At 71.8% G+C, this 19,992-nt stretch carries 19 protein-coding genes and 1 riboswitch; of the genes, 9 read left to right on the top strand and 10 right to left on the bottom strand.

The genetic code is table 11. The features are described 5' to 3' along the window. Positions 1 to 21: 21 nt before the first annotated feature. Positions 22 to 1,557: a gamma-aminobutyraldehyde dehydrogenase gene (locus AY578_RS24090; RefSeq protein ID WP_028961774.1), complete on the bottom strand. Its 1,536-nt coding sequence runs from the start codon at positions 1,555 to 1,557 to the stop codon at positions 22 to 24. Positions 1,558 to 1,767: 210 nt separating this feature from the next. Here AY578_RS24090 and AY578_RS24085 point away from each other — a divergent pair, with 210 nt between their 5' ends. Continuing rightward, the gene (locus AY578_RS24085) at positions 1,768 to 2,358 is read left to right on the top strand and encodes a riboflavin biosynthesis intermediates N-glycosidase (RefSeq protein ID WP_136238654.1); all 591 of its coding nucleotides are present in this window, start codon (positions 1,768 to 1,770) and stop codon (positions 2,356 to 2,358) included. Between the two features lie 265 nt (positions 2,359 to 2,623). Here AY578_RS24085 and AY578_RS33895 read toward each other — a convergent pair whose 3' ends face one another. Continuing rightward, complete coding sequence (locus AY578_RS33895; RefSeq protein ID WP_019523304.1) at positions 2,624 to 2,875, bottom strand: DUF4190 domain-containing protein; 252 nt, start codon at positions 2,873 to 2,875, stop codon at positions 2,624 to 2,626. A gap of 656 nt (positions 2,876 to 3,531) precedes the next feature. Here AY578_RS33895 and AY578_RS24075 point away from each other — a divergent pair. Both AY578_RS24075 and AY578_RS24070 read left to right on the top strand, forming a co-directional pair. After that, positions 3,532 to 4,656: an adenosine deaminase gene (locus tag AY578_RS24075; RefSeq protein ID WP_106959516.1), complete on the top strand. Its 1,125-nt coding sequence runs from the start codon at positions 3,532 to 3,534 to the stop codon at positions 4,654 to 4,656. 59 nt (positions 4,657 to 4,715) lie between these two features. Next, the gene (locus AY578_RS24070) at positions 4,716 to 5,408 is read left to right on the top strand and encodes a glycerophosphodiester phosphodiesterase (protein WP_019523302.1); all 693 of its coding nucleotides are present in this window, start codon (positions 4,716 to 4,718) and stop codon (positions 5,406 to 5,408) included. Here the strand turns inward: AY578_RS24070 and AY578_RS24065 are convergent. The 3 genes from AY578_RS24065 to AY578_RS24055 all read right to left on the bottom strand — a co-directional run bounded on the left by AY578_RS24065 (position 5,403) and on the right by AY578_RS24055 (position 8,050). Continuing rightward, positions 5,403 to 5,945, bottom strand: a complete 543-nt coding sequence (locus tag AY578_RS24065; RefSeq protein WP_026243595.1) for an HXXEE domain-containing protein — start codon at positions 5,943 to 5,945, stop codon at positions 5,403 to 5,405. The two genes, AY578_RS24070 and AY578_RS24065, sit on opposite strands and share 6 nt — an antisense overlap. Before the next feature lie 9 nt (positions 5,946 to 5,954). After that, complete coding sequence (locus tag AY578_RS24060; protein ID WP_020700044.1) at positions 5,955 to 6,488, bottom strand: hypothetical protein; 534 nt, start codon at positions 6,486 to 6,488, stop codon at positions 5,955 to 5,957. A gap of 122 nt (positions 6,489 to 6,610) precedes the next feature. Beyond that, complete coding sequence (locus AY578_RS24055) at positions 6,611 to 8,050, bottom strand: gamma-aminobutyraldehyde dehydrogenase (RefSeq protein WP_028961770.1); 1,440 nt, start codon at positions 8,048 to 8,050, stop codon at positions 6,611 to 6,613. 205 nt (positions 8,051 to 8,255) lie between these two features. Here AY578_RS24055 and AY578_RS24050 point away from each other — a divergent pair, with 205 nt between their 5' ends. The 6 genes from AY578_RS24050 to AY578_RS24025 all read left to right on the top strand — a co-directional run bounded on the left by AY578_RS24050 (position 8,256) and on the right by AY578_RS24025 (position 13,931). Further along, positions 8,256 to 8,774, top strand: a complete 519-nt coding sequence (locus tag AY578_RS24050; protein ID WP_037778339.1) for an Lrp/AsnC family transcriptional regulator — start codon at positions 8,256 to 8,258, stop codon at positions 8,772 to 8,774. A gap of 2 nt (positions 8,775 to 8,776) precedes the next feature. Beyond that, a complete protein-coding gene (locus AY578_RS24045) occupies positions 8,777 to 10,150 on the top strand; it encodes an aspartate aminotransferase family protein (protein ID WP_136238615.1) in 1,374 nt (457 codons plus the stop codon). A gap of 245 nt (positions 10,151 to 10,395) precedes the next feature. Continuing rightward, a complete protein-coding gene (locus AY578_RS24040) occupies positions 10,396 to 11,145 on the top strand; it encodes an ABC transporter ATP-binding protein (RefSeq protein WP_019523296.1) in 750 nt (249 codons plus the stop codon). Continuing rightward, positions 11,127 to 12,440, top strand: coding sequence for a hypothetical protein (locus AY578_RS24035; RefSeq protein WP_258905458.1), 1,314 nt, complete (start codon positions 11,127 to 11,129; stop codon positions 12,438 to 12,440). Before AY578_RS24040 ends, AY578_RS24035 begins: the two co-directional genes overlap by 19 nt. A gap of 100 nt (positions 12,441 to 12,540) precedes the next feature. After that, a complete protein-coding gene (locus AY578_RS24030) occupies positions 12,541 to 12,948 on the top strand; it encodes a VOC family protein (RefSeq protein ID WP_019523294.1) in 408 nt (135 codons plus the stop codon). 314 nt (positions 12,949 to 13,262) lie between these two features. Then, entirely contained in the window at positions 13,263 to 13,931 is a 669-nt protein-coding gene (locus tag AY578_RS24025) for an LAETG motif-containing sortase-dependent surface protein (RefSeq protein ID WP_136238612.1), read from the top strand. A 98-nt stretch (positions 13,932 to 14,029) separates the two neighbouring features. Here AY578_RS24025 and AY578_RS24020 read toward each other — a convergent pair whose 3' ends face one another. From AY578_RS24020 to rlmN, 5 genes are all read right to left on the bottom strand, one after another. After that, on the bottom strand, positions 14,030 to 14,827 hold the full coding sequence (locus tag AY578_RS24020; RefSeq protein WP_136238611.1) for a maleylpyruvate isomerase family mycothiol-dependent enzyme: 798 nt from the start codon (positions 14,825 to 14,827) through the stop codon (positions 14,030 to 14,032). A 24-nt stretch (positions 14,828 to 14,851) separates the two neighbouring features. Then, positions 14,852 to 15,901, bottom strand: coding sequence for an ABC transporter ATP-binding protein (locus AY578_RS24015; protein WP_136238610.1), 1,050 nt, complete (start codon positions 15,899 to 15,901; stop codon positions 14,852 to 14,854). Beyond that, positions 15,902 to 17,557: an ABC transporter permease gene (locus AY578_RS24010; protein ID WP_020700043.1), complete on the bottom strand. Its 1,656-nt coding sequence runs from the start codon at positions 17,555 to 17,557 to the stop codon at positions 15,902 to 15,904. Continuing rightward, the gene (locus AY578_RS24005; protein WP_136238609.1) at positions 17,554 to 18,642 is read right to left on the bottom strand and encodes a thiamine ABC transporter substrate-binding protein; all 1,089 of its coding nucleotides are present in this window, start codon (positions 18,640 to 18,642) and stop codon (positions 17,554 to 17,556) included. The genes AY578_RS24010 and AY578_RS24005 overlap by 4 nt, the downstream gene beginning before the upstream one ends. A 76-nt stretch (positions 18,643 to 18,718) precedes the next feature. Continuing rightward, positions 18,719 to 18,824: riboswitch (TPP riboswitch) on the bottom strand. 24 nt (positions 18,825 to 18,848) lie between these two features. Then, positions 18,849 to 19,955, bottom strand: coding sequence for a dual-specificity RNA methyltransferase RlmN (gene rlmN / locus AY578_RS24000; RefSeq protein ID WP_136238608.1), 1,107 nt, complete (start codon positions 19,953 to 19,955; stop codon positions 18,849 to 18,851). Positions 19,956 to 19,992 lie beyond the last annotated feature (37 nt).

The following is a 19,992-nucleotide window of genomic DNA, read 5'->3' as shown; positions in this document are numbered from 1 at the left end:
GCGGGTCGGGCGGCCTGGCTGCTATCGGTCCCCGAAGACGGTGCGGTGCCAGTCCTTGCGGACCACCGCGGTGTTGTCGAACATGACGTGCTTGATCTGGGTGTACTCCTCGAACGAGTACGCGGACATGTCCTTGCCGAAGCCGGACGCCTTGTAGCCGCCGTGCGGCATCTCGCTGATGATCGGGATGTGGTCGTTGATCCACACGCACCCCGCCTTGATCTCGCGGGTGGCCCGCCCCGTGCGGTACACGTCCCGGCTCCAGGCGGAGGCGGCGAGCCCGTACGGGGTGTCGTTGGCGAGTGCGATGCCCTCGTCGTCGGTGTCGAAGGGCAGGACGACCAGCACCGGCCCGAAGATCTCCGACTGCACGACCTCGCTGTCCTGCGGCGCATCGGCGATCAGCGTGGGGAGATAGTACGCACCCTGGGCGAAATTGCCCAGAGGTGTCTCACCGCCGGTCACCACGCGCGCGTAGGCACGCGCACGCTCGACGAAACCGGCCACCCGGTCGCGCTGGGCGTGGGAGACGAGCGGGCCGAGGTCGGTGCCGGGGGCGAAGGGGTCGCCCAGACGGACGGTCTCCATCAGCGCGGCGGTGCGCTCGACGAACGCGTCGTACAGCGGGCGCTGCACGTACGCGCGCGTGGCGGCCGTGCAGTCCTGACCGGTGTTGATGAGCGCGCCCGCGACGGCGCCGTTGACGGCCGCGTCCAGGTCGGCGTCGTCGAAGACCACGAAGGGGGCCTTGCCGCCCAGCTCCAGGTGGAGGCGCTTGACGGTGGCGGTGGCGATCTCCGCGACGCGCTTGCCGACGGCGGTGGAGCCGGTGAAGGAGGTCATGGCCACGTCGGGGTGGCCCACCAGGTGCTCGCCTGCCTCCTTGCCGGTGCCGGTGACGATGTTGATCACACCGTCCGGGATGCCGGCGTCGGTGGCGGCCTGCGCGAACAGCAGCGAGGTCAGCGGGGTGAGCTCGGCGGGCTTCAGCACGACGGTGTTGCCCGCGGCGATCGCCGGGAGGATCTTCCACGCGGCCATCTGCAGCGGGTAGTTCCAGGGGGCGATGGACCCGACGACGCCGATGGGCTCGCGCCGGACGTAGGAGGTGTGGTCGCCCGAGTACTCGCCGGCCGACTGGCCGGCGAGGTGGCGGGCGGCGCCGGCGAAGAACGCGATGTTGTCGGTCGTGCCCGGCACGTCGAACTCGCGGGTCAGCTTCAGCGGCTTGCCGCACTGCAGCGACTCGGCGCGGGCGAAGTCCTCCGCCCGCTCGGCGACCACGGCGGCGAACCGGTGCAGGGCGTCGGAGCGCTCGGCGGGGGTGGAGCCGGCCCAGGCCGGGAACGCCTCCCGCGCGGCGGCGACGGCCGCGTCGACGTCGTCGGCGCCGGCGAGGTCGTAGGTGTACACCTCCGCGCCGGTGGCCGGGTCGACCACGGAGTGGGTGCGGCCCGAGGTGCCCTTCGCCGGGCGGCCCGCGATGAACTGCGCGCCGTCCGCGAAGCGTTCGGCGGCAGGGAAGCGGTCCTGGGGGGTGAAGCCGGGTTTGTGCATGTCGCTCTCCTCCGTGTCCCCGAGGGGGGCGGCGTGGCTTGAGCTCGATTTGAGTGCCGATCCTGACAGAGGGAAGGCACTCCAACAAGTGATTCCGTTGTTGCCATTTGGTTACGCGACGGAATCTGTCGACCAGGTGTCGAGTGGCAACGGAAAAGGCAGGACGGAGTGTCCGTGGTGCCTGCGAGACTGCTCTGCGCACAGAACGACATGGCGGGGGTGATGAGCGTGGACGGAACCGCACGAACGGTGGCGTCCCGGGAGGCGCTGATCGAGGCGGTGCGGGCCGGGGAGCGGGTGAAGTACCTGCACTTCTGGGGGCACCGTCCGCTGCCCGACGGCCGCGTCGGGGCGAGCTGCCTGAGCCAGTGGTGGCCGTCCCCGTTCACCGTCGACGGCGTGGAGTACGCGACCGCGGAGCACTGGATGATGGCGGCGAAGGCGCGCCTCTTCGCAGACGCGGAGAGTGAGCGGCGGGTTCTGGCCGCGGGGCATCCGTCGGAGGCGAAGAAGGCGGGCCGGCTGGTCCGGGGCTTCGACGACGAGGTCTGGCGGCGGGAGCGGTTCGGGATCGTGGTGGAGGGCAGCGTGCACAAGTTCGCAGCTCATGGTGAGCTGCGGTCTTTCCTTCTGGACACGGGTGAGCGAGTCCTGGTCGAGGCGAGTCCGGTGGACCGGGTGTGGGGGATCGGCCTGGCGGCGGACGCGGAGGGGGCGAACGACCCGGTCCGGTGGCGGGGGCCTAATTTGCTGGGGTTCGCGCTGATGGAGGCGCGGGGGCGACTGCGGGGGGGTCGGTAGCTGATCGCGCAGCCCGTAGCTGCGGGCAGTCGTGCCGCTAGGGGCGGCACGGGTGGGCGCAGCGGCACCCCCTCAACGCCGGGTGCGAGCCGTCCCTGGCTGGGCGCGCAGTTCCCCGCAGCCCCCTAGCTGCGGGCAGTCGTGCCGCTAGGGGCGGCACGGGTGGGCGCAGCGGCACCCCCTCAACGCCGGGCGCAACGCCGGGCGCGGGCAGTCGGTGGCTGGGCGCGCAGTTCCCCGCGCCCCCAAGGGGCGCTCCCACCGCTCAGGTGACCAGCACGATCACGCCGAACGTGAGTGCCAACGCACTGCCCACCGCCCCGCAGATCACCCCCGCCAGAGCCTGCCCCCCGTTCGTCGCCTCGCCCCGGTTCGCCTTGCCGCGCCCGATCGCCCCGAAGATCACAGCCAGCACACCCAGCACGATGGCCACCGGCCACAGACAGAACGCGGCCGCCGCGATGATCCCCAGCACCAGGGACGCGACGCCCATGCCGTTGCTCGGCAGCGGCGGCACGCCTCCCCAGCCGACGGGTGCGCCACCCGCGTACCCCGCGTGCGGATAGCCGTAAGGGACCTGCCCCGGCCCCTCCGGCCCGACGGGCGGCGGCGGCACAGCCGCACCCGCGGCAGGTGGCGCGAACGGATCGGCCCCCGTCGGCCGGACAGGCCCAGTGGCCCCCCACGCACCCCCGTACGCCGGACCGGACGGTCCGGAGGGCGCCGTGTCGGAGGCCGCCGGAAAAGACGTCACCGTCTGCTGATCGTGCACGGTGGGCGCCGCCCACGGCGCACCCTCCCCCGCGACCACGGTCTCCCCCGGCCCGCCGGCCCCCGCCGCCCGGTCCCCGGGCAGCGCCCACGGATCGCCCGCAGGGGTCGTGACGTCACGCGTCGCCGCCGGACCACCCGTCTCCGTGGTCCGCGCGTCCACCAGCGAACCGTCCAGGGGGGCCACGTGCGGCGCCCCGCCGTCGGCCGGTGCCGGCCACGCCTGAGGGGCGGACGAACCCGCCGACGGCGTTCCCTCCCCCGTGCGGTCCCCTGCCCCCGGTGCCGGTGCGTCGTCGGACATGCGCTGCGACCCCTTCCTCGGACGAACCGTCATGCTACGGCCCACGCACTTCCCGCGTACGCCGGGCCTACGATGATCCCCGCACCACCGATCAGCCGATCACCCGCGTCCCGCCGCGACCCGGACGGGCACGCCGTTCCCGGGGAGGAACCTTGACCGACCGCCACGACACCGCGGCCACCGCCGGACAGGTCCGTGACCTGCACCCCTTCATCGCCGGACTGCCCAAGGCCGAACTGCACGTGCACCACGTCGGCTCCGCCTCCCCCCGCATCGTGTCGGAGCTGGCCGCCCGCCACCCCGACTCGAAGGTCCCCACCGATCCCGAGGCCCTCGCGGACTACTTCACCTTCACGGACTTCGCGCACTTCATCGAGGTGTACCTGTCCGTCGTCGACCTGGTCCGCACCCCCGAGGACGTGCGGCTGCTGACGTACGAGGTGGCCCGTGAGCTGGCCCGGCAGCAGGTGCGGTACGCCGAGCTGACCATCACCCCGTTCTCCTCCACCCGCCGCGGGATCGACGAGCGCGCCTTCATGGACGCGATCGAGGACGCCCGCAAGGCGGCCGAGAGCGAACTGGGCACCGTGCTGCGCTGGTGCTTCGACATCCCGGGCGAGGCCGGTCTCGAGGCCGCCGAGGAGACGACGCGGCTCGCCACCGACGACCGGCTGCGCCCGGAGGGCCTGGTCTCCTTCGGCCTGGGCGGCCCCGAGATCGGCGTGCCGCGCCCGCAGTTCAAGCCGTACTTCGACCGCGCCATCGCCGCCGGACTGCGCTCGGTGCCGCACGCGGGCGAGACCACGGGCCCGGAGACGGTCTGGAACGCGCTGAACGAACTGGGCGCCGAGCGCATCGGCCACGGCACCAGCGCCGCGCAGGACCCGAAGCTGCTCCAGCACCTCGCCGAGCGGCGCATCCCGCTGGAGGTGTGCCCGACGTCGAACATCGCCACCCGCGCTGTCGCCACCCTGGACGAGCACCCGATCAAGGAGTTCACCCGGGCCGGCGTGCTGGTGACGGTCAACTCCGACGACCCGCCGATGTTCGGCACCGACCTCGGCAACGAGTACGCGGTCGCCGCCCGCCTGCTGGACCTCGACGAGCGCGGCCTCGCCGGCCTGGCGAAGAACGCGGTCGAGGCGTCGTTCCTGGACCCGGCAGGCAAGGCGCGGCTGGCGGCCGAGATCGACACGTACACCGACTCCTGGCTCACCTCCTGACCGTCCCGCGAGCCTCCTGACCCACCCCCGCGACCTGACCCACCCCCGCGAAGGGCACCATGCAGAACGTGACGGCCGTGGCCCACCGCGGCGACCCCTACCGCGTCCGGGAGAACACCCTCCCCTCCCTGCGCTCGGCGATCGGGCGGGGCGCGGACGCGGTCGAGATCGACGTACGGCTCACCCGGGACGGCGTCCCCGTGCTGCTGCACGACGCGACGCTGGACCGCCTGTGGGACCACGACCGTCCCCTCGCGTCCCTCACCTGGGACGAGGTGCGCGAGGTGACCGACGGCGGGGTGCCCGCCCTCGCCGACGCGCTGGCGGCGACCGAGGACAGCCGGGTGATGATCGACCTGCCCGGCGCCCCGGGCGAGCGCGCGGTGCGCCGGATCGTGGACGTCGTCCGCGACCAGGGCGCCGAGGACCGCGTGTACTACTGCGCGGGCGCCCCCGCCATGCTGGCCGTGCGGGCGGCGGACCCGGACGCGGAGATCGCGCTCACCCACACCTCCCACGCCCCGCCGCGCGCCGGGCTCCTGGAGGCGGTCCGGCCGCGCTGGCTCAACTACCGCTTCAGCCTGGTGGACCGGGCCCTCGCGGACCGCGTCCACCGCGACGGCTACCTGCTGTCGGTGTGGACCCCGGACACCCGCCGTTCGATGCGCCGCCTGCTGGCCGCGGGCGTGGACTCGGTCACCACCAACCGCATCGACGTCCTGTCCGCGCTGCGGGACCGCCTCACGTCATGACGGCCGGCGCGCCGACCTGAGCAGCCGGCGCGCCACCACGTGCGAGGCGACCGTGGCCGCCCCGGCGGCGGCGAGCCCGGCCACCGCGTCACGCGGCCGCGCGGGACGCAGCACACCGGCCTTCCGCAGCCGCCCCCGCGCCCACAGCGTGAACGGCAGGACGACCAGCGGCGCGGTCACGGAGCCGGGGGTGTAGCCGCGTACGGCGGCGGCCTGGGCCATGTGCATCAGGCCGTGCAGCCCGAAGCCGGTCAACGCGCCCTGGTAGAAGCCGGACCGCCCTCCGGTGAGCCGCCCGGCGGCCGACGCCGTGCCGACGACCGCCCCCATCACCCCCACGGCGGCGGCGAATTCGGCGGCCCCCATGCTCTCGGCCCGCCGCCACACACCCTCCGGCACCCGCGGGAACCGCTTCCGCAGCTCGGGCACGTTCCGCCTCAACCACCAGGGCACGGTGGCCAGTTCCTCCAGGTCGTGCACGGCCCACGCGCCCAGGAGCCCCCACGTGACGGCCCCGCCCACCCGTTCACTTCTCATGGGCCCAAGCTACTGAGCGGGGACGGCGGCGCCCCCCGGAACAGCCGCCTCCGTGAGCGCCTCCAGCCGCTTGATCTTCTGCCTGACGACGTACAGCGGGACGGCGCCGAACACCCCGAACGCCATGTCGCCGACGCTCCACCAGAAGGGAATGCCGCGTATCGGCCCGCAGATGAGGGCGAGCGGGACGACGCCGGCGCAGGCGATCAGGCCGAAGTCCACGACCCAGATGTTGCGTACGGGGTCCCGGTAGGGGCCGAGGAAGGCGACCGCGATGACGAGGTGGGCGAAGGCCAGCCAGTCGGTGCCGTAGAGCAGGAAGGGGTGGTCGGCGTCGGCGGTGTCGAGCCCGTCCCGTACGCGTGCGATCCACTCCATGAGGCCGGGGAGGTGCTCGGGCGCCCCGAGGGAGCGCAACGCCTCCTCGGTCCAGCGCAGTTCGTGCACCAGCGGGAAGGCCGTGACCCCGCTGAGCACCAGACAGACGACGAAGAACACCAGCCACACGCGAATGCCCTTGAGCAGGGCGGCTCTGTCGCTCATGGCGGGAGCGTACGCCTGAAGTTGAACATGTTCAAAAGCACCTGGCGGCGGCTCCCGGGAAACACGTCGGCCCCGGACCGGCGGGTGCACCGGTCCGGGGCCGAACGTCAGCCGAAAAGGCCTTAGTCCTCCAGCGACGTCATCACGTGCTTGATCCGCGTGTAGTCGTCGAAGCCGTAGGCCGACAGGTCCTTGCCGTAGCCCGACTTCTTGAAGCCGCCGTGCGGCATCTCCGCGACCAGCGGGATGTGGGTGTTGATCCACACGCAGCCGAAGTCCAGCTTCTTCGACATCCGCATCGCGCGGGCGTGGTCCTTGGTCCACACCGAGGACGCCAGCGCGTACTCCACGCCGTTGGCGTACTCGACGGCCTGGTCCTCGTCCGTGAAGGACTGGACGGTGATGACCGGGCCGAAGACCTCCTTCTGGATGATCTCGTCGTCCTGCTTGAGGCCCGAGACGACGGTCGGCGCGTAGAAGTAGCCCTTGTCGCCGACCCGCTTGCCGCCGGCCTCGACGCGCGCGTGGGCGGGCAGCCGCTCGATGAAGCCCTCGACCTGCTTGAGCTGGTTGGGGTTGTTGAGCGGGCCGTAGAGGACGTCCTCGTCGTCGGGCATGCCCGTCTTGATGTCGGAGGCGGCCTTGGCGAGCGCCTGGACGAACTCGTCGTGCACGGACTCGTGCACCAGCACACGCGTGGCGGCCGTGCAGTCCTGGCCGGCGTTGAAGTAACCGGCCTCGGAGATGCCCGCCACGGCCTTGGCGACGTCGACGTCCTCGAAGACCACGACCGGGGCCTTGCCGCCGAGCTCCAGGTGCACGCGCTTGAGGTCCTTGGACGCCGACTCCGCGACCGACATGCCCGCGCGCACCGAGCCGGTGATGGAGGCCATCGCCGGGGTCGGGTGCTCGACCATCAGACGGCCGGTCTCGCGGTCGCCGCAGACGACGTTGAAGACACCCTTGGGCAGGACGGAGCCGAGGATCTCGGCGATGAGGACGGTGGAGGCGGGGGTGGTGTCCGACGGCTTGAGGACGACCGTGTTGCCCGCGGCGATCGCCGGGGCGAACTTCCAGACGGCCATCATCATCGGGTAGTTCCAGGGCGCCACCTGGGCGCAGACGCCGACAGGCTCACGGCGCACGAAGGAGGTGAGGCCCTCCATGTACTCGCCGGCGCCCTTGCCCTCGAGCATCCGCGCCGCGCCCGCGAAGAAGCGGATCTGGTCCACCATCGGCGGGATCTCCTCGGTGCGGGTCAGCCCGGTGGGCTTGCCCGTGTTCTCCACCTCGGCGGCGATGAGTTCCTCGGCGCGCTCCTCGAAGGCGTCCGCGATCTTCAGCAGCGCCCTCTGCCGCTCGGCCGGGGTGGTGTCACGCCAGCCGGGGAAGGCCTCGGCGGCCGCCGCCATCGCGGCGTCGACGTCCGCGGCACCGGACAGCGGGGCCGTCGCGTACGCCTCGCCGGTCGCGGGGTTGACCACCTCGGTGGTCCGTCCGTCGGCGGCGTCCCGGAACTCACCGCCGATGTAGTTGCGCAGACGACGCAGCTCGGTGCTCACTGCAGGCCCTCCTGGTGTTCCTTGTGGGTGCCCGAGGTGTCGGGTGTGAACGGATGTGAGGTGTCCAACCTCTGAGACACCCACCCTAGACGGACCGCTGACGTTTTCAACACCCCCACTCCCCCCGCATCTGCGAAATCCGCAAGCAACAGCTTCGTTAACAACGAATTTCATCGATCGAGCCTTGCGAAACTGTCGATACGTCGTGCACAGTGGCCCCGTGGCCAGTCGAAGCGCAGACCCGAGGGACTCCCGCGAGTCCAAGAACGGCGGCGGACCGCAGTTGGACGCCGTCTCCCTCGCCATCATCGAGCAGCTCCAGGAGGACGGCCGCCGGCCGTACGCCGCGATCGGCAAGGCCGTGGGTCTGTCGGAGGCGGCCGTGCGCCAGCGGGTGCAGAAGCTGCTCGACCAGGGCGTGATGCAGATCGTCGCCGTCACGGACCCGCTCACCGTGGGCTTCCGCCGGCAGGCGATGGTCGGCGTCAACGTCGAGGGCGACGTGGAGGCCGTCGCCGACGCGCTGGCCGCGATGGCCGAATGCGAGTACGTGGTGATGACCGCCGGCTCCTTCGACCTGATGGTCGAGATCGTCTGCGAGGACGACGACCACCTGCTGGAGGTCATCAACAAGCGCATCCGCGCCGTGCCCGGCGTGCGCTCGACCGAGAGTTTCGTCTACCTCAAGCTCAAGAAGCAGACCTACATGTGGGGAACCCGATAACCGTGAGCACCGACACCCCCAAGGACCTCAGCAAGTCCGCGTACGACCACCTGTGGATGCACTTCACCCGCATGTCGTCGTACGAGAACGCGCCCGTCCCCACCATCGTCCGCGGTGAGGGCACCCACATCTACGACGACAAGGGCAAGCGCTACCTCGACGGCCTCGCGGGCCTGTTCGTGGTGCAGGCCGGCCACGGCCGCCAGGAGCTCGCCGAGACGGCCGCCAAGCAGGCGCAGGAGCTGGCGTTCTTCCCGGTCTGGTCCTACGCCCACCCCAAGGCCGTGGAGCTCGCGGAGCGGCTCGCCCACGAGGCCCCCGGCGACCTCAACAAGGTCTTCTTCACCACCGGCGGCGGCGAGGCGGTGGAGACCGCCTGGAAGCTCGCCAAGCAGTACTTCAAGCTGACCGGCAAGCCGACCAAGTACAAGGTCATATCCCGCGCGGTGGCCTACCACGGCACCCCGCAGGGCGCCCTGTCCATCACCGGACTGCCCGCCCTGAAGGCCCCGTTCGAGCCGCTCGTGCCGGGCGCGCACAAGGTGCCGAACACCAACATCTACCGTGCCCCGATCCACGGCGACGACCCGGAGGCGTTCGGCCGCTGGGCCGCCGACCAGATCGAGCAGCAGATCCTCTTCGAGGGCCCGGACACGGTCGCCGCGGTCTTCCTGGAGCCCGTGCAGAACGCCGGCGGCTGCTTCCCGCCCCCGCCCGGCTACTTCCAGCGGGTCCGCGAGATCTGCGACCAGTACGACGTGCTGCTGGTCTCCGACGAGGTCATCTGCGCCTTCGGCCGCCTCGGCACCACCTTCGCCTGCGACAAGTTCGGCTACGTCCCGGACATGATCACCTGTGCCAAGGGCATGACCTCGGGCTACTCCCCGATCGGCGCGTGCATCGTCTCCGACCGCCTGGCCGAGCCGTTCTACAAGGGCGAGAACACCTTCCTGCACGGCTACACCTTCGGCGGCCACCCGGTGTCCGCGGCGGTCGGGATCGCCAACCTCGACCTGTTCGAGCGCGAGGGCCTCAACCAGCACGTCCTCGACAACGAGGGCGCGTTCCGCGCCACCCTGGAGAAGCTGCACGACCTGCCGATCGTCGGCGACGTCCGCGGCAACGGCTTCTTCTACGGCATCGAACTGGTCAAGGACAAGGCGACCAAGGAGTCCTTCGACGCCGACGAGACCGAGCGCGTGCTGTACGGCTTCCTGTCCAAGAAGCTGTTCGAGAACGGTCTGTACTGCCGGGCCGACGACCGCGGCGACCCGGTCATCCAGCTCGCGCCGCCGCTGATCTCCAACCAGGAGACCTTCGACGAGATCGAGCAGATCCTGCGCGCCACCCTCACGGAGGCGTGGACGAAGCTGTAGGACCTTCCCGGCCCGTCATGACCGTAGGCCGTCCGAGGTACCGATCTTCTCTTTGAATGATCAACACCGGCCCCGGAGCCGCCCGTTCGAGTGAGAAACGGCGGCCCGGGGCCGCGTGCTGTCCTGCCGTCCGCCACCGCCTGCCTAGCGTGCCCAGTGACCGATCGGCCCGCCCTTCGTTCCCCCGGACGGGGTATTAACCCGAAGAGCGCACGGCATTTCCGATCCGAACCGAGGTGTACGCCATGGTGGCCCCACCGGACAACGACGTGCTCTGGGCGCGCGCCCTGCACTTCCGGCACGACGACGGCTCACCCGGCCTGAGCGGGGTCTCGCTCGGCGTCCGGGAGGGCGAGATCCTCGCCGTGTCAGGCCCGCGCGGCAGCGGCAAGTCGACCCTGCTGCGGTGTCTGTCCGGCCTGGTGCGCGCGGACGACGGCGAGGTCTGGTTCAACAGCGTGCCCGTGCACACCATGGGCCCGGCGGCCCGGGAGCGGCTGCGCCGTGACCGGTTCGGCTGGATCGACCCGGCCCCGGTGCTGGTGCCCGAGCTGAACGTGTGGGAGAACGCCGCGCTGCCCCTCATGCTGCGCGGCACGGGCCGCCGCCGTGCCAAGGCCGCCGCCCTGGAGTGGCTGGAGCGCCTCGACGTCGGCGACCGGGCGGGCAAGCACCCCGTGGAGCTGACGCACGCGGAGCGCCAGCGGGTGTGCATCGCCCGCGCGCTGGCCCCGGCGCCGTCGGTGCTGTTCGCCGACGAGCCGACCGCGCCGCTGCACCGCGTCGACCGCACCCATGTGCTGCGCACCCTCACCACGGCGGCCCGCTCGCACGGCATCACCGTGGTCCTCGCGACGCACGAGGCGCAGACCGCCGCCCTCGCCGACCGCACGGTGTCGCTGCTCGACGGGCGGTGCGTACGGACCGTGCACCTCCCCCCGGTCTCCGGACCGGCCGAGTCGGAAGGCCGGGCGGCGTGCTCGCTCTCCGTTTGACCCTCGGGGCCCAGCCCGCCGTCCAGATCCGCAGGCTCCTCGTCGCGGGCGCCTCGGCCGGCACGGGTTTCCTGCTGCTGAGCGCCCTCGGCCACGCCCTGAGCCACCCCGACCCCGCCGCCTCCGCGCTCCGGCTGGCCTGGTGCACGGCCCCGCTGGCGGCCACCGTCTATCTCGCGGTCGCGGTCGCCCGCACCGATCCGGCGACCCGGCCCCGGCCCGGTCTGTCGGCGGTCGGGCTCGGCCCGGTCAAGCTGATGGCGATCTCCGCGGCGACCACGGCCGCGTCCTGTCTGATCGGTTCCGTGCTGGCACTGCTGGTCTTCCTCCAGCTGCGCGGCGACCTGACCGGCATGCCCCTCGGCGGGGGCGCACGGGAGTTCCTGGCGGCCGGGCGTCCCCTGCCGCTGCCGGCCGCGCTGACCCTGCTGGCCCTGGTGCCGCTGAGCGCGTCCACGGCGGTGGCGATGTCGCTGCGGCCGCGCGAGCCGGTGACGGGCGCGGGCCGGGCGGCACGGACGTACGGCCGGTTCGGCGCCTACCGGCGCACCCCGGCGCGGGAGTCCTTCGGCGCATACGGGCGGTTCGGGCGGCAGTTCGGGGCCGCGGCGCGCGCACGGAGCACGGCCACGGAGGCGCAGGAGCAGGACGGTACACAGGGCGAAGCGGCCGAGGAGACCGCCGACGGCTCCCCCGCCGTCGTCCCGCCGCCCGTGCCGACCGCGGCGCCGTCGGGGCTGCCGTGGGGTGTCGCGGTGCTCGCGGTGGGGGTGGCGGTGGAGGCGCTGACGAGCCGTACCGGCTCCGGGGGCGGTCCGGCCGCGTTCCTCGGGCTGGCCCTGACCTCCCTCGGACTGGCCCTGGTCGGTCCCGCGCTCGCCCACCTGTGCGGGCGGCTGCTCCAGGCCGTGCGGCCGGGCGCGCTGCGGCTGCTGGCCGGGCGCGTGCTGATGACGGAGGCGACGCGCATCGGACGCCCGCTGGGTGTGGTCTGCGCGGTGGTGTCGGCCGCGTACGCGATGGCGTCGCTGCACGACCGGGACGACCCGTCGGCCGGTCCGCTCGTGGTGCTCGGGGTGCTGCTGGTGGCCGGCTGCACGGTGGCGACTCTGCTCACGGCGGCCGTCGAGGCGAAGCAGGCGCACGCCGACACCACGGCCTCGCTGCGGCGGCTGGGGGCGCCCGCGGGCACGCTGCGCCGGGCCGCCGTCCTGCGCGCGGTCGCGCTGCTCGCCCTGTTCGGGCCGCTCACCGTGGCGGTGGCCGAACTGTCGGCGTGGCCGCTGGGCGGCTGAGCGAGGACGGGCGAAAAAACCTTCCCTCGGCGCGATGAGTTCCGCGCGGCCCTTCGGTCTACCCCCTCAAACGGCAACAGTGCGAGGGAGAGGCCCCGTCATGTACCAGCAGATGATCTTCGTGAACCTGCCCGTCGAGGACATCGACGCGTCGCGGAAGTTCTACACGGCGCTCGGCTACTCCATCAACGAGCAGTTCAGCGACGAGTCCACGGCGTCCGTCGTGATCAGCGACACGATCATCGCGATGCTGCTGACGAAGGAGAAGTACGCGCAGTTCACGAAGAAGGAGATCGCGGACGCCCGCAAGAGCAGCGAGGTGCTGCTGGCGCTGAGCGCCGAGAGCCGGGAGAAGGTCGACGAGCTGGTGGAGAAGGCGCTGGCGGCGGGCGGCACCGTGGCCGGCGACACCCAGGACCTCGGTTTCATGTACGGCCGCTCCTTCGACGACCTCGACGGCCACACCTGGGAGGTCGTCTGGATGGACCCGGCGGCGATCGAGGGCTGAGGCCGACGTAGGGTGGCGGCAGGGCTGTTGACCTGGCGCCACCCCAACTGCGGTCGTACGCACGGATGGTGACGGTTCTCGGACGCTTCGGCCGGATCGACGCGGTCCGCGCGGCGCGTAAACGTGCGGGTGGTTAACAAATAGGCAAAGCCCAGGCCTGCGGTAGGCATATGCGTTGACACTACTTATGTGGCGCTTATAGACCTGGGAGCCTCATGGGAGTGCTGATCCATCATCACCCCTCCCTCAACCCCCCGCATTTGCGCATCATGTAAAGGACAAACGTGGCAGTTCTGTCCGTATCACGCCGTACCGTGACCCGCTCCGTGCGCGCCCTCGGTGTCGTCTCCGCGTCCGCCGCGCTCGCGCTCGGTGTCGCCGGCAACGCCGTGGCGTGCAACATCAACGAGTTCTCGGCCGAGGCCAAGTGCGACGGTGACAAGGGCGTCATCACCGTCACCGACGTCGACCCGGCCGGCGTTCCCGCCACCGTGACCGTGTTCCTCCAGAACAACGGCGCCGACATCGAGAAGGTCGGCGAGCAGGTGGTCAAGGGGTCCAAGGAGGGCACCACCATCACCTTCGAGGAGGACTGGAAGCCCAACGCCGAGTACCGCATCCACGTCTCGGCCAAGCCGTACGTGGACCAGGACATCAAGCCGAACCTGGTGACGCCGTCGACGCCGTGCAAGGAGGACGAGGAGACCCCGTCCCCCGAGCCGACGCCGTCGCAGGAGACCTCGGCCCCGGCCGAGGAGAGCGAGGAGCCGACCCCGGCCCCGTCGGAGAGCTCCGAGGAGAGCGCTCCCCCGGCGGACACGTCGGACAACGCCCCGTCCCCGGCCGGTGAGTCCAACCTCGCCGAGACCGGCGCCAACTCCAACACCGGCGTGATCGCCGGTGTCGCGGCCGCCCTGGTCGCGATCGGTGGCGGCGCGGTGTTCTTCGGCATGCGCCGCCGCGGGGCGAACAGCCAGCGCTGACGCCTCACGGAACCGCCTGCGGCCCGTCCCTGAACCGGGGGCGGGCCGCTCGCCGTTGAGCGCCTGTCAGCCCGACGTGCGCCGTGGCGTACGCGTCCTCAGCCGAACGTGGCCCGCTCCAGCCAGTGTTCGAGCACCGCGCGCTCGCCGAGCACCTCGATGCGGGGATCGTCCAGCGGGATGCGGCGGTAGAAGGCGAGCAGCACCCAGGTGAGCGGCCCGCGCAGTGCGACCGTGGCCTTCTCGTGGCCGCGGCGCCAGGAGACCCCGTCCTCGTCGAGCCGCACCAGCCACTCGGCGTTCACCTCGGGGGCGGTGTCGGTGGCGTGCAGATGGATCGTGCGCAGGGGGCCACGCAGTCCGTGCACCTCGTCGTCGGGGAGCGTCCGCTGCGCCCACTCCACGATCTCCAGCCACTCGTCGACCGCGTCGGCGGCCACCTCGGGCGCGACGTCGTAGGGCAGTCCGGCGGCGAGCGTGGCGTCCGCCCGGTGCACGGTCACCTCATGGGTCATACGGCGGGCCCAGAAGCCGGCGTTGTCGACGCCCGCCCAGCTCCACACCCGTGCGTCAGGGCCCGCCTCCCGCAGGGCGGAGACGACCAGGTCGCCGCTCTCCGCCAGCCAGGCGTCCAACGCGGCGGCGTCCCCGCGCGCCTCGGGCCCCTCGAAGTCGGGCACGTCCTCGTCCCGGGCCTCCTTCTCGGCCCCGGTCCGCACCATCAGGGCCACCCAGCGCAGGGCGCCGCCGAGGTGCCGTACGAGCTGCTCCACGGACCAGTCGGGTGTGGTCGGCACCGTGCGGGACAGGTCCGTCCCCGAGGTCACCACCGCCCTCAACTGCCCGACCTGGTGGGCGATCTCGTCGCAGTAGCGCGTGTGTACGAGTCGTGTCATGCCGCACACCCTAGGCAACGGCGATCAGCCGAGCACGGCGATTTCCGCCGCGTCGAACTCCACGCCGGTGACGTCCCCGACCTCAGGGGCGTCCCTGAGCGCGCAGGCGGCCTCCAGCGGTGGCGCGTCCTCCGGCAGGAGGCGCACGGCGACATGGGTGCCGCGGAAGGTGCGCGCGGTCACCGTGCAGCGCAGCCCCTCGCCGGCCGGGACCAGCCGCACCCCGGCGGGCCGCACCAGCAGCGGCCGCGTGCCCTCGGGGGCATCCGGCGGCACCGGCACCTTGCCCCAGGGCGTGACGGCGACGCCGTCGGTGACGGCCGCCTCGACGACGTTCTCGAAGCCGAGGAAACGGGCCACGAACGCGTCGGCGGGCCGCTGCCACACCTCAAGGGGCGTGCCGGACTGGGCGATCCGCCCGTCGCGCATCACCACCACCCGGTCGGCCAGCGCGAACGCCTCGCCCTGGTCGTGCGTGACGGCCAGCACGGTGGTGCCCAACCGGCCGAACAGTTCGCGCAGTTCGACCACAAGGCGCTCCCTGAGCGACCGGTCGAGCTGGCCGAGCGGCTCGTCGAGCATCAGCAGCCGCGGGCTGGGCGCGAGCGCGCGGGCCAGCGCGACCCGCTGCTGCTCACCCCCGGACAGCGCGGCGACGGCCCGCCCGGACGCCCCGGGCAGGCCGACCAGCTCGAGCAACTCCTGCACACGGTGGGTCTGTTCGGCGCGGGGCGTGCCGTGCATACGCAGACCGAAGGCCACGTTGCCGCCGACGTCCCGCTGCGGGAACAGCTGGTGGTCCTGGAACATCAGCCCGACGCCCCGCTTGTGCGCGGGCACGCCCGCCTGGTCACGTCCGTCGAGCAGGATCCGCCCGGCGTCCAGCGGCTGGAGTCCGGCGACCGCGCGCAGCAGCGTGGACTTGCCGCTGCCGCTGGGGCCGAGGACGCACACGATCTCGTGCTCGGCGACGTCGAGGCCGACGGAGTCCAGCGCGGCCCGCCCGCCGAAGCGGACGGTCGCGTCCTCGAGCCGCAGCAGGCTGCCGGTGGGCGTCGGGCTGTCGGTGGGCATTCAGAACTCCCCCGTCCGGTCGGTCCGCAGCCGCTCCAGCACCAGCAGAGCCACGGCGCACACGATCATCAGAATCGTCGACAGGGCCATCGCCTGCCCGTAGTTGAGGTCCCCGGGCCGTCCCAGCAGCCGCGCCACGGCCACCGGCAGGGTCGGGTTGTCGGGCCGCGCGATGAACACCGTCGCGCCGAACTCCCCCAGGGACACGGCGAAGGCGAACCCGGCGGCGATCAGCAGCGCCCGCCGCACCAGCGGCAGGTCCACCTCGCGCCATGCCCGCCACGGCGACGCGCCCAGCACCGAGGCCGCCTCCCGCAGCCGCACGTCCACCGCCCGCAGCACCGGCAGCATGGTCCGTACGACGAAGGGCACGCCGACCAGCGCCTGCGCGAGCGGCACCAGGATCCAGGAGGCGCGCAGGTCCAGCGGGGGTTCGTCGAGGGCGATGAGGAAACCGAAGCCGACGGTCACGGCGGAGACGCCGAGCGGAAGCATCAGCAGCGCGTCGAAGCCGCGCACCAGCCGTCCCGCGTCGCGCCGGGTCAGCGCGACGGCGGCGAGACCGCCGATCACCACGGCGATCACGGTGGCGGCGACGGCGTAGCTCAGCGAGTTGCCGATCGCCTCGATCGGGGCGACCAGGAAGACCCCGCCGTCCGCCTCGGTCAGCGCGCGGTAGTAGGCGAGGCCGGCGCCGCCGAAGGAGCGCTGCACCAGGACGGCGAGCGGCAGGAGCAGGAGCACGACGACGGTGGCGACGACCCCGGCGAGCAGCGCCCACTGTCCGGCGCCGCGCGGACGGCGGGCGGTCACCGAGGCGTCGACCAGCCGCAGCGCGGTCTCGCGGCGCCGCACGGTCCAGGCGTGCAGGGCGAGGATCGCGCCGACGGCGACGAACTGGATCAGCGTGAGGACGGCTGCTGTGGAGAGATCGAAGAGGTCGGCGGTCTGCCGGTAGATCTCCACCTCCAGGGTGGAGAAGGTCGGCCCGCCGAGGATCTGCACCACGCCGAACGAGGTGAAGGTGAAGAGGAAGACCATCAGCGCGGCGGCGGCCACGGCGGGCGCGAGCGCCGGGAGGGTGACCGTGCGCCAGGCGGTGAACCGGGAGGCGCCGAGCATCCGCGCGGCCTCCTCCTGCCGCGGGTCGAGCTGCGCCCACAGCCCGCCCACGGTGCGGACGACCACGGCGTAGTTGAAGAAGACGTGCGCGAGGAGGATCGCCCAGACCGTGGTGTCCAGGCGTACGCCCCACAATGCGTCCAGCAGCCCGCCGCGCCCGACGAGCGCCATGAACGCGGTGCCGACGACGACCGTCGGCAGCACGAACGGCACGGTGATCACCGCGCGCAGCACCTGTTTGCCGGGGAAGTCGAAACGGGCCAGGGCGTAGGCGCCGGGCAGGGCGATCACCAGGGTGAGGGCCGTGGAGACGAGGGCCTGCCAGGTGGTGAACCACAGCACCTGGCGGATGTCGGACTGCGTGAGCACGTCCGCGATCCGCCCGAGCTGCCAGCCGCCGTCGGTCTTCAGCCCCCGGGCGACGATCGCGGCGACCGGGTAGGCGAAGAAGACGGCGAAGAACGCGGCCGGCACGGCCATGAGACCGAGCCGGGCCGCGTTCCGGCGCCACCAGCCGGGGCGGCGCGGGCTCACTTCAGTACGAGCGAGGTCCACGACTTGACCCACTGGTCACGGTTGTCGGCGATCTTCGCCGGGTCCATGGTCTGCGGCTCCTTCGCCTGCGGCCCGAACTTCGCGAACTCCTCGGGCACCTGGGCGTCCTTGCGCACCGGGTACACGAACATGTTGAGCGGCATGTCCTCCTGGAAGGTCTTGCCGGCCATGAAGTCCAGCAGCGCCTTGCCGCCCTCGGGGTTCTTGGCGTTGCTCAGCAGACCCGCGTACTCGACCTGCCGGAAGCAGGTGCCCTCGGCGACGCCGGTGGGGGCGGTGTCGGGCCGCGGGTCGGCGTAGATCACCTCGGCGGGCGGCGAGGAGGCGTACGAGACGACGAGCGGGCGGTCGGCCTTGGCCTTCTTGCCGCCGGCCGAGCCGGAGAACTCCTCGTTGTACGCCTGCTCCCACCCGTCGACGACCTTGACGCCGTTGGCCTTGAGCTTCTTCCAGTAGTCCGCCCAGCCGTCGTCGCCGTACTGCGCGGCGGTGCCGAGCAGGAAGCCGAGGCCGGGCGAGGAGGTGGCGGCGTTCTCGACGACGAGGAGGTCCTTGTAGGCCGGCTTGGCCAGGTCGTCGAAGGTCTTCGGCGGGGTGAGCTTCTTCTTCTCGAACCACGCCTTGTCGTAGTTGACGCAGACGTCACCGGTGTCGACCGGGGTGACCCGGTGCTTGTCCTCGTCGACCCGGTACGCGGGCAGGATCTGATCCGATCCCTTGGCCTGGTAGGACTGGAACAGGCCGTTGTCGAGGGCGCGGGACAGCAGGGTGTTGTCGACGCCGAAGAAGACGTCGCCCTGGGGGTTGTCCTTGGTCAGGATCGCCTTGTTCACGGCCTGCCCGGCGTCGCCGTCCTCAAGGACCTTGAGCTTGTAGCCGGACTGCTTCTCGAAGGCGGCGACGACGTCCTCGGACACGGCCCACGAGTTGTGACTGACGAGGGTCACCGTCTTGGAACCCTCGCCGCCTGCGCCGCTGTCGTCCCTGTTGGACGACCCGCAGGCGGACAGCGTGACGAGCCCCAGCCCGACGGCCAGGACCGTGACCTTCTTGGTGATGCCCACTTGATTCCTCCTGGAGTGACCAGGAAGAGACGCGGCCCTGCCCGGATCCCCTGGGGGCCCGGGCAGGGCGCAACAGCTCGAGTGATGACCGATCTCCCTACCCAGAATGACCTGGGCCAGGTTCGGAGGGTCTGCGGCCGGTGCCGCACTCTCAGCGCTGTGGCGCTCCCCTGTCGGAATATGCAGATGTGTTGACGCCGGTCAGACTACCGCTCGGTGGCGGCGAGCTGACCACATGCCCCGTCGATCTCCTGACCACGGGTGTCCCGGATCGTCACCGGCACACCGTGCGCGGCGATCGCCTCGACGAACGCCTTCTCGTCCTCGGGCCGCGACGCGGTCCACTTGGAGCCGGGCGTCGGGTTGAGCGGGATGAGGTTGACGTGCACGGGACGCCCCTTGAGCATCCGCCCGAGCCGGTCACCGCGCCACGCCTGGTCGTTGATGTCCCGGATCAGCGCGTACTCGATGGACAGCCGGCGCCCGGACTTCGCCGCGTACTCGAACCCGGCGTCGAGCACCTCGCGCACCTTCCACCGCGTGTTCACGGGGACGAGGGTGTCGCGCAGCTCGTCGTCGGGGGCGTGCAGGGAGATCGCGAGGCGGCACTTGAAGCCCTCGTCGGAGAACCGGTGGATGGCCGGGACGAGGCCCACCGTCGACACGGTGATCCCGCGCTGGGACAGCCCGAGGCCGTCCGGCTCGGGGTCGGTGAGCCGGCGGATGGCCCCGACCACCCGGTTGTAGTTGGCGAGCGGCTCACCCATGCCCATGAACACGATGTTGCTGAGCCGCGCGGGCCCGCCGGGCACCTCGCCCTCACGGAGGGCGCGCATGCCGTCGACGATCTGGTGCACGATCTCGGCGGTGGACAGGTTCCGGTCCAGTCCCGCCTGCCCGGTCGCGCAGAACGGGCAGTTCATGCCGCAGCCGGCCTGCGAGCTGATGCACATGGTGACCCGGTCCGGGTACCGCATCAGCACGGACTCGACGAGCGTCCCGTCGAACAGCTTCCACAGCGTCTTGCGGGTGGTCCCCTGGTCGGTGGACAGGTACCGCACGACGCTCATCAGCTCGGGAAGCAGCGCTTCCCGCAGCTTCCCGCGGGACCCGGCGGGGATGTCGGTCCACTGCTCCGGATCGTGCGCGTACCGCGCGAAGTAGTGCTGCGAGAGCTGCTTGGCACGGAACGGCTTCTCACCGACCGCGACAACCGCCTCCTTGCGCTCGGCAGGCGTGAGATCGGCAAGATGCCGCGGCGGCTTCTTGGCTCCGCGCGGCGCGACGAATGTAAGTTCTCCGGGCTTAGGCATGGCTGTACCAGTGTCGCAGATCGAGATGGGTGACCTG

The organism is Streptomyces thermocarboxydus, from assembly GCF_024760485.1.
Classification (GTDB): Bacteria; Actinomycetota; Actinomycetes; order Streptomycetales; family Streptomycetaceae; genus Streptomyces; species Streptomyces cellulosae.
This window is presented reverse-complemented; position numbering and strand designations above follow the sequence as displayed.

Bases quoted from the DNA above. Each gene is read 5' to 3' on its own strand.
- AY578_RS24090 (WP_028961774.1), bottom strand. From the start codon at position 1,557: ATGCACAAACCCGGCTTCACCCCCCAGGACCGCTTCCCTGCCGCCGAA.
- AY578_RS24085 (WP_136238654.1), top strand. From the start codon at position 1,768: ATGGCGGGGGTGATGAGCGTGGACGGAACCGCACGAACGGTGGCGTCC.
- AY578_RS24070 (WP_019523302.1), top strand. From the start codon at position 4,716: ATGCAGAACGTGACGGCCGTGGCCCACCGCGGCGACCCCTACCGCGTC.
- AY578_RS24065 (WP_026243595.1), bottom strand. From the start codon at position 5,945: ATGAGAAGTGAACGGGTGGGCGGGGCCGTCACGTGGGGGCTCCTGGGC.
- AY578_RS24060 (WP_020700044.1), bottom strand. From the start codon at position 6,488: ATGAGCGACAGAGCCGCCCTGCTCAAGGGCATTCGCGTGTGGCTGGTG.
- AY578_RS24040 (WP_019523296.1), top strand. From the start codon at position 10,396: ATGGTGGCCCCACCGGACAACGACGTGCTCTGGGCGCGCGCCCTGCAC.
- AY578_RS24030 (WP_019523294.1), top strand. From the start codon at position 12,541: ATGTACCAGCAGATGATCTTCGTGAACCTGCCCGTCGAGGACATCGAC.
- AY578_RS24020 (WP_136238611.1), bottom strand. From the start codon at position 14,827: ATGACACGACTCGTACACACGCGCTACTGCGACGAGATCGCCCACCAG.
- AY578_RS24015 (WP_136238610.1), bottom strand. From the start codon at position 15,901: ATGCCCACCGACAGCCCGACGCCCACCGGCAGCCTGCTGCGGCTCGAG.
- rlmN (WP_136238608.1), bottom strand. From the start codon at position 19,955: ATGCCTAAGCCCGGAGAACTTACATTCGTCGCGCCGCGCGGAGCCAAG.